Raw genomic sequence first — 8,344 nt, 5'->3', positions numbered from 1 at the left:
CCTTCCAGCGTGTCAAAGCCGAAGCCGCCCGTCACCTGGTCGTCGCCCGCGCCGCCATCGATCGAATCGCTGCCCGCACCGCCAGACAGCGTGTCGTTCTCCTCGTCGCCGGTCAGCGTGTCGTTCCCCGGCGTGCCGATATCCGTTGGCGGCGGTTCGATCCCCAGCAGCGCGTCCACGCTGACGGTCTCGTCGTCAAACCGCACCTGCTCGATGCCGGTCAGCGTATCGGTCCCCTCGACGGAGGTGATCGTCAGGCCGTCAGCCGTGGCCGCGACGGTGACATCGGCGCGGGCGGCACCGATCACGGCCAGATCCTCGCCCGCGCCGCCGTCCATCCTGTCGTCGCCCGGCCCGCCCTCGAGCGTGTCGTTCCCGCCACCCCCCGAAAGCGTGTCATCGCCGCGCCGCCCGGTCAGCGGATCGGGCCCCGGCCCGCCGGTCACGGTCTGCGGCGAGAAGGCGTCGGTCTCGTAGGCGAAGAGCCCGGTGGCGCTGCGCAGCCCCGGATTCTCGCCTTCCAGCCCGGTCAGCTGGCGCACGTCGCCGTCGGCACCGAGGCTGTAGAGCACGTTGCTGATGATCGTCGTGCCGCCAAACCCGTCATCGACAACCGAATTTCCCGTGAAATAGAGCCGGTCTCCGGCGACGGTCAGCTCTTCGGCCATTCCTTCGGTTGGCCGGAAATCGATGCCGGGCACCTGCTCGGCCCGGCCCTCGCCGTCGAGCCTGTAGAGCTGTGACGCCGCGCGGTCGCCGTCCACGCTGGAGCCCACGAAATAGAGCGTCCCGTCGAACCAGGCGCTGTCGCCCACGCGAAAGACCTCCACCCCCGCGAGCGCGTCGGTCACCGTCCCGTCCGGTGCCACCTCGTAGAGACCCTGCACCGTCCAGAGATAGAGCGTGCCATTGTCATGCACCTTGAGATAGCCGCGCTGCTCGCGCGGGCCGACCACGTCGGTCAGGTCGACCGCCTCCGCCTCGCCGCCCGGCTCCACGCGGAACAACTGGGTACGCTGGGATGTCCCCGGACCGGTGTCGATGGTGAACCAGATCGCCCCGGCATGGGCCTCCACGTCCTGCACCCGGCTTGTCATGTCGGTGAAGAGAAACGCCTGCGTGCCGTCCGGGTTCACCCGCCAGAGCTCGTTGGGACCGAGCGGGCTGCGCTCGTCGAAGATGACGTAGAGCTCGTCCCCCAGCACCGCCATGTTGGGTGCGCGGGTGGCTTCGGGCCGGGTGAAGCTTGTCTCCTGGACGATGGTGCCGTCGGGCGCGACGCCGGTGACCTGGTCGGGAATATTCCTGTCCGTGCCGGGATCGGAGATGAAGGCGTAGCGCCCTTGCCATTCGATGGCCAGCCGCAGCATGTCGTCATTGATGCCGTAACCGCCGACATTGATGCCTTCGATGTAACGGACCGTCTCGAACGCACCTGCCTCGGTCAGGCGAAAGACCTGCTCGGCGAACCCTTCCGCCCTGTTGCTGCCTTCGCGATAGGTCACGACGGGGGCTATGAAGTAGAGATCGTCGCCGACGATCGCATAGGGCACGCTTGACGTGCCCAGACCGGCCAGCCGGTAGAGATCCGGATCGGACGGAACCGATGTGTAATCGGTGAGCGGGTCGAAGATCTCCACCACGTCGCCATCGGCCTCTACCCCGTAGAGCTTGGTGGTGTTGACGTCGATGCCGGAGAACACCAGCACGATGTCTTCGGATGCGATGCCTGCCATGAGAAAAACCTTTCAGGAAATGAACTATCTGATGGGGCACAGGATACATCGTTTTGCGGTCCGCCCCAAAGATGCGGCGCGCGCGGACCGTCGGTGGGGGCAGATCCCGGGCAGGAGGAAGATTGTCTTGCGGCGCGCTTTGGGGCATCCCGGGCCTGTTCCCGAACCGCGGCCGGCCCTGCCGGTCTGCTTCAGCCGAAAGCTTGCCCATGAAGACCGCCATCGTCATCCCCGCGCGCTATGCCTCGACCCGGTATCCCGGAAAGCCGCTGGCGCGGCTGACCCTGCCTTCGGGTGAGACCAAGAGCCTGATCGAGATGAGCTGGGAGGCGGCGATGGCTGTCTCGGGGGTGGACGACGTCTATGTGGCCACCGATGACGACCGGATCGCAGCGGCCTGTGCGGGGTTTGGCGCCGCGGTCATCATGACGTCCGAGACCTGCCGCAACGGCACGGAGCGCTGCGCCGAGGCGCTGGCCGCGGGCGCGCTCGACGCCGATCTGGTGGTCAACCTGCAAGGTGACGCGCCGCTGACACCGGCATGGTTCGTCGAGGATCTGATCGCCGCGATGCGCACCGATGAGACCGCCCAGGTCGCCACCCCGGTGCTGCGCTGCGACGCGGTCACCTATGGGCATTTCACCGAGGACCGCCGCGCGGGCCGGGTCGGGGGGACCACGGCGGTGTTCGACGTGGCGGGCCACGCGCTGTATTTCTCCAAGGAGGTGATCCCCTTCATCGATCCGGGCAAGCTGCCCGACCCGATCCCGGTGTTTCACCATGTGGGGGTCTATGCCTACCGCGCCGCGGCTCTGCAGGCCTATACGGGCTGGGCGCCGGGGCGGCTGGAGACGCTCGAAGGGCTCGAACAGCTGCGCTTTGTGGAGAATGGCGTGCCGGTGGCCTGCGTCGAGGTGGAGGGCAGGGGGCGCGTGTTCTGGGAGCTCAACAACCCCTCCGACATCCCGCGCATCGAGGCGGCTTTGCGGGCGATGTGAGAGGGAATGCGCCTATAAGGGCTTATGCGCCTTTTCTGCGCTGCAGCGTCAAAACGTCAATGGCAGCAGCGAGCCCAAACTGCCCGATGCTGCGCTGCGCACCAATGTCCGCTCTCCGGACATGGTGCGCTGGCAGCTGACTTCTATTCGCGGGTCAGAGTTTCCATTCGAATCCGACGGCTTTTTCGGACTCATCCCACAGCCGTGTCATGACAGCCTTGTCATGGGCGTGAGCGTTCAATGTGCCCTTCCCGACCGGGCCGACCGCTTCCAAACGACCCGTCGGACCATAGAGGGCGCGTTGCTCGGTTAGTGTTTCTTCGGTGGCACACATGACCTCCGGGTACGAGCCTTGTTCCGCAGTCTGGACCATCGGCGTCTTGGTCATCAGCCACCAGATGAACCGCATCGTGCGGCTTCCGCTGGTGGTTATCAACGATGTGGCCGACGAGCCCGGATGGCAGACAAAGACCTCGACATCCTTGCGCCCCGCAGCAGCCAGTCGGTCCTGCAATTCGTAGGCAAACATCATCTGCGCCAGCTTGCTCTGGGAATAGGCGGTGTTCGCGCCGTAGCCCTCATCCCAGTTCATGTCGTCGAACTTGATAGTCTTCAGGCCCATGTTGTAGCCGAGGCTGGCAACGACCACGATCCGGCCTTTGCTTTCGGCGATGCGGTCAAAGAGCAGGCCATTGAGCAGAAAATGTCCGTAATGATTGGTGACGAGTTGGCTTTCAAACCCATCGACGGTCAACTTCCGCGTTGGCACCTGGGCGATGGCGGCGTTGTTGATCAGCGCGTCGATGCGCGGCACGGAACTCAAGACTTCTTCGGCCGCCTCGCGCACGCTGTCCAAAACCGACAGGTCCATGCGGACGAAGCTCACGTCGGCTTTCGCGCCGATTTCCTGTTTCAGGTCCGCGATTGCCGCCTCGGATTTCTCGGCTGAGCGGTTCAGCATCACCACCTTGGCGTTCTTTTTCAGAAGAATCCGCGCGGCTTGAAAGCCTGCGCCAGCGTTGGCGCCGGTGATGATGTAGGTCTTGCCTGACTGGTCGCCGAGGCGCTCAGGTGTCCAGCCTTTGGGTCCGAATGTCGTATCTGCCATGTTCTGTCTCCTGCCAGCCCAAACTGGCGGTTTGAGGTGTTGTTGCTTGAAGGTACAGATAGAACCTGGCTGGGCACGGAAACAGGCGATATTCTCTCGATTACTTGCCCAATCGTCTCAGTCATATTGCAAAGATGAAAGTCTTCTGACAGCTAGAGTGCATGAGTAAAGACCGGATCAAAGAGCTTCTCGAACGACGTCTGCCAGAGCCGGGCCTCGTCGACACCGCGCTGAAGGGCGTCCAGCTTTTCCGGGTGCCCGAGGCCATGCCCTGCGTGCCTGCTGTCTACGAGCCCACGGTGGTGGCTATTCTCAGTGGCACCAAGGAAGCAGTTCTGGACGGTAAGCACCACGTCTATGGCAGCGACAAATACCTGCTGTGCCCCATGACTTTGCCGGTGGAGGCGGGCACGCCATTGGCGTCCAAGGACGATCCTCTGCTCGGCGTCGTGATCGCGCTGGATCCACGGATGATGCGGGAGCTCACCATGGAGATCGAGACCGCCGCTGGTGGCAACAGACAATCGCGGGATGGCACGCCATCGGCTTTGGCATTGGCGTCTTGGGATGGTGGTTTCACGCAGGCGCTGCTTAGGCTTCTCGATCTGCTCGAAAATCCGGTTGATCTGGAGGTGCTCGGGCAGGGACGCATGCGCGAGTTGTGTTACGCGGTACTCAAGGGCGAGGCCGGGGCCGCCGCTAGACGGGCTTTTGGGGTCGGTAACGAAATCGCGCGCACCATCGACTACCTCTCAAACCACATGAACGAACAGGTCACCATCGACGATATGGCCGACCACGTCGGCATGAGCCGTGCGGTCTTCCATCGGCGGTTCAAGGAAGCCACGACAATGTCTCCGATCCAGTTCGTGAAATCCATGCGGCTCAACAACGCCGCCATGAAGATCGCCGAAGGAAAGACCGTGTCGGAGGCGGCGTGGGACGTCGGCTATCAGAGTGCCTCTCAGTTCAGCCGTGAGTTCAAAAGGATGTATGGCCAGTCACCTCGGCAATGGAGCCATGCGGCGCATGTGCCAGAACGATTGACCTAAAGTGCTCGCCCTAGCTTACCTTTGAGGCGAATGTCCGGTTTGTGTGGTGCTGCCGTCATTGAATGCTTTGAACCGAATGACGGCTTTGTCCGCACACACGACCTTCGCGCGGTGCGCAAATCATGACACATGCACCACAACAGTCCGGCAAGTGAAACCAGCAGGTTGGGTGCGCTCATCTGGTGCACACCCGCACCCATCCCATAATACGGATTATGTAATATTCTGACCCTGTCGAGGCGGTCATGGGAGGCTGTCTGCGCGGTTGTCGATCCCGGGAAAACCCGGCCTTGCCTGTGTCGTGCGGCACAGGCGGGCGGTTCTGCGGGGTCTAGAACGGAGAGGCCACACCGCAAAGGACCGCCGCCATGACACGCCCCGCACCCCATATCCCCACACAGCCCATGATACCGCCCATGATACCGCCCATGACAGCGCCCATGACAGCGCCCTGTCAGGCCTTCGCGTCGTCCTGCACTCTGCAGACCGCGGAGACCACAGGCGGCCCGTCCCCGAGCGCCGTCTTTGCGACCGGTCCGGGCGCTGTCACACCGTCCGATCCCGTGGGCGTCCCCGAACCCGCGCCGGATCTGTTTACCGCGGATGTGTTCGTCTTTTCCTGAACGCCTGCCCGACCCCACTCCCGACCCCACTGCGCGCGCGCCGGCCTTGCCAAGGCCGCGTCGGGGATATCGCGGGACAAGCGCCCCCCGACCAGCACAGCCGACCCGCCCCCCCAGACCGGCGCCCCCCGCGACAGCCCCTCCCGCGATCCGCGCCTGTGCCCATCGTCCTGCCGCCCGGCCTGGCGCGGGGGCCGCGTGTCCGGAGCGGGCGACAAAATTTCACGACCTGCACCAGCCTGTGCCGCGCGGCACACTCCGCACGATCCCCGGGGGCTATCAAGGGATCAACAACACACACACCCGAAGGATCGAGACAATGGCAAGCAAGATGATCTGGTACACCCCGGCGATGATGGAAACCTTCAAGTCCGGTGGTGAGACATGGAAGCTCTTGTCCATGGATCACGTCAACGCCAATGCCCACATGAACGACATCCATTACGGCGGCTACAAGGGCCTGATCTCCACCGGGTTGACCGAAAACACCGTCATCAACCCCATCGGCGATTACTACACCGTTCCCAAGCACGGCATCTTCATGGACGAAAGCGTCGAGCGGAACGACTTCTTCATCACCCAGAAGGCCGATGACATCGTCTATGCGGGCGCCGGTTACGACACGGTTTCCGCAGAATCCGGCAATGACGAGATCGACGGCGGGTCCGGCCATGACAAGCTTTACGGTGGCGCGGGCGACGACACCATTTATGGCGGCACCGGCAACGACTACATCTCCGGCGACGGCTTTTACGCCATCGACCCCGATGGCGGCGTTCTGGGCGGCGGCTGGGGCGACCTGCTGCTTGGCGGTCCGCAGGGCCAGCTGGCGGAAGCGTCGCGCTACGGCGGCTATACCTGGGACATCATCAAGGATGCCGATTTCGCAGGCTATGTCGAAGCCATCAAGACCGCAGGCCGCGACGAGCTGCTCGGCGGCGAAGGCAACGACACCATCGAGGGTGGTCTGGGCGGCGACTGGATGAATGGCGGCGCGGGCGACGATGTGCTCATCGCCGGCGGCTTTGACGGCAATGGCGGCCGCGACGTGATGATCGGTGACGGTGGCGCGGACATCTTCTTTCTCACCTCCAACATCAAGAGCGACGCAACCGATGACGCCCAGAACGCAATCATCGATTTCCTCGGCGAGACCGGCAGCACCGTGATCAAGGCCGCCGGCTCCGCGGTTGTCGAAGCCGGTGCGACGGCGCTGGGTGGCCCGGTGGCGGGCTTCATCGCCGGTCAGGGCTTCAAGACGCTGATCAACCTCGCCGAGCTGGCCAACCAGAGCGCCGCGCGCCCCTTCGAGGGCAACAGCGCCGTCACCGTGATCGATTTCGATCCGCGCTTCGACACGCTGGTTCTGCCGCAGACCAACGCGTTCTCCCTCTCCGTGCGCACCGTCTTCGAGAGCGAAATCGCGCATCGCGGCACCGAAAAGGCCATCGTGGTCACCTATGACGACGGCACCGGCGCCCAGACCTACGCCACGATCTTCCTCTCCGAAGCCTTCACCCGCGATATCGACCTTGGCACCGGCGGTCTCAATGGCGACGTTGCCGCCGACATCCTCCAGCAGCAGATCGACACCGCCGCGACGCTCACCGAGAGCGGGCTTTCCGGGATGGTCGATTTCGACGGCGCGACGCTTTCGGCGTCCGGCGTTGCAGGGGCAACCGGCGTCACCGTCATGGGTGCGGCCAGCGCCAAGGTGCTCGTCAATATCGATACAGACAGCGATGCGCCGCTGATCGGCACCCAGTTTGGCGACATCATCGGCGCCAACAACGGCTGGGTCACACCGGGCACCGAGGGTGATTTCTCCTCCAGCCGCGCCTCGCAGGTCGAGACCGAGAAGAGCCACGACATCTACGGCTTCGGCGGTGACGACATCCTTCAGGGCAACGCCACGGCCGAGATGATCCACGGCGGCTCCGGCGACGATCTCATCTTCACCATGGGCGCGCGCGGCGGCCAGGACGTGGCCTATGGCGGCTCCGGCAACGACACCATCAAGGCCGGTGCGGATTTCGGCGCCACCGACTATGCCGACGGTCTTTATGCCGATGGCGGGCGCGGCGTGGACGCGATCAGCTTCGAATTCGCAAGCCAGGGTGTCGCGCTGACCGCCAATGGCCGCACCATCTCCGGTCAGGATGCGGGTCGCACCGACACCCAGTACACGCTCAAGTTCTTCGAGGCGCTTGCCGGCTCCGCCCATGCCGACGAGATCGACCTCTCGGGGTCCAGCTCCGGCATGGAGATCGACGGTCTTGGCGGCAAAGACACGCTCTCCGGGTCCGACCGTGACGACACCATCGACGGCGGGGCCGGCTGGGACGAGATGACCGGCAATGACGGCGCGGACACCTTCGTTTTCTCCGCAGGCTCCGGCTACGACCGCATCACCGACTTCAACGCCGCCGAAGGCGACCAGATCGACCTCTCCGGCATGAACACCGTCACCAGCTACTTCGACATGATGGCCAACCACATCGCGCAGAACGGTGCAGATGTCATCATCCGGGGCAACAACGGGGAAGGCACGCTGCGCATCGAAGACGTGACCATCGACACCCTGAACGCGGATGACTTCCTCTTCTGAGACGGGGGCCCCGATCGCGACATCAAGGCCCGCCGGTCCCGGCGGGCCTTTTGCTGTGCCGGGCCGCCATCTGCGCCCGCCGGTCCCGCCGCCAGAGCGCGGCCGATCCCGGCCCGACCCTGTCAAATCCATCTTCCCCTGGTGTCACAAAGCGCACGAACCGCGCGCGATGGCTCACGGCAGGGAGCGTGGCTGAAACAAAACCCTGCGCTTGCGGGG

5 protein-coding genes are annotated in these 8,344 nt (G+C 64.2%); 3 read left to right on the top strand and 2 right to left on the bottom strand.

The window, feature by feature from the left end:
* On the bottom strand, positions 1-1,736 hold a 1,736-nt coding region (locus tag J1C49_RS21055), incomplete at its 3' end, for a calcium-binding protein (RefSeq protein WP_227447799.1).
* Between the two features lie 209 nt (positions 1,737-1,945).
* Here J1C49_RS21055 and J1C49_RS21050 point away from each other — a divergent pair.
* The gene (locus J1C49_RS21050; RefSeq protein WP_227447798.1) at positions 1,946-2,734 is read left to right on the top strand and encodes a 3-deoxy-manno-octulosonate cytidylyltransferase; all 789 of its coding nucleotides are present in this window, start codon (positions 1,946-1,948) and stop codon (positions 2,732-2,734) included.
* A 154-nt stretch (positions 2,735-2,888) separates the two neighbouring features.
* Here the strand turns inward: J1C49_RS21050 and J1C49_RS21045 are convergent, their stop codons facing one another.
* On the bottom strand, positions 2,889-3,842 hold the full coding sequence (locus J1C49_RS21045; RefSeq protein ID WP_227447797.1) for an SDR family oxidoreductase: 954 nt from the start codon (positions 3,840-3,842) through the stop codon (positions 2,889-2,891).
* Positions 3,843-4,003: 161 nt separating this feature from the next.
* On the opposite strand from J1C49_RS21045, the gene J1C49_RS21040 reads away from it, so the two are divergent.
* Positions 4,004-4,894: an AraC family transcriptional regulator gene (locus J1C49_RS21040; RefSeq protein ID WP_227447796.1), complete on the top strand. Its 891-nt coding sequence runs from the start codon at positions 4,004-4,006 to the stop codon at positions 4,892-4,894.
* A gap of 942 nt (positions 4,895-5,836) precedes the next feature.
* Positions 5,837-8,125 (top strand): calcium-binding protein, encoded by a 2,289-nt coding sequence (locus J1C49_RS21035; RefSeq protein WP_227447795.1) that lies wholly within the window; start codon positions 5,837-5,839, stop codon positions 8,123-8,125.
* Positions 8,126-8,344: the final 219 nt, after the last annotated feature.

Origin of the sequence: Cognatishimia sp. F0-27 (assembly GCF_020667845.1) — a bacterium.
GTDB lineage: Bacteria > Pseudomonadota > Alphaproteobacteria > Rhodobacterales > Rhodobacteraceae > JAFMPQ01.
Note: the sequence above shows the minus strand (reverse complement) of the source record. Positions and strands in the feature narration are given on the sequence as shown.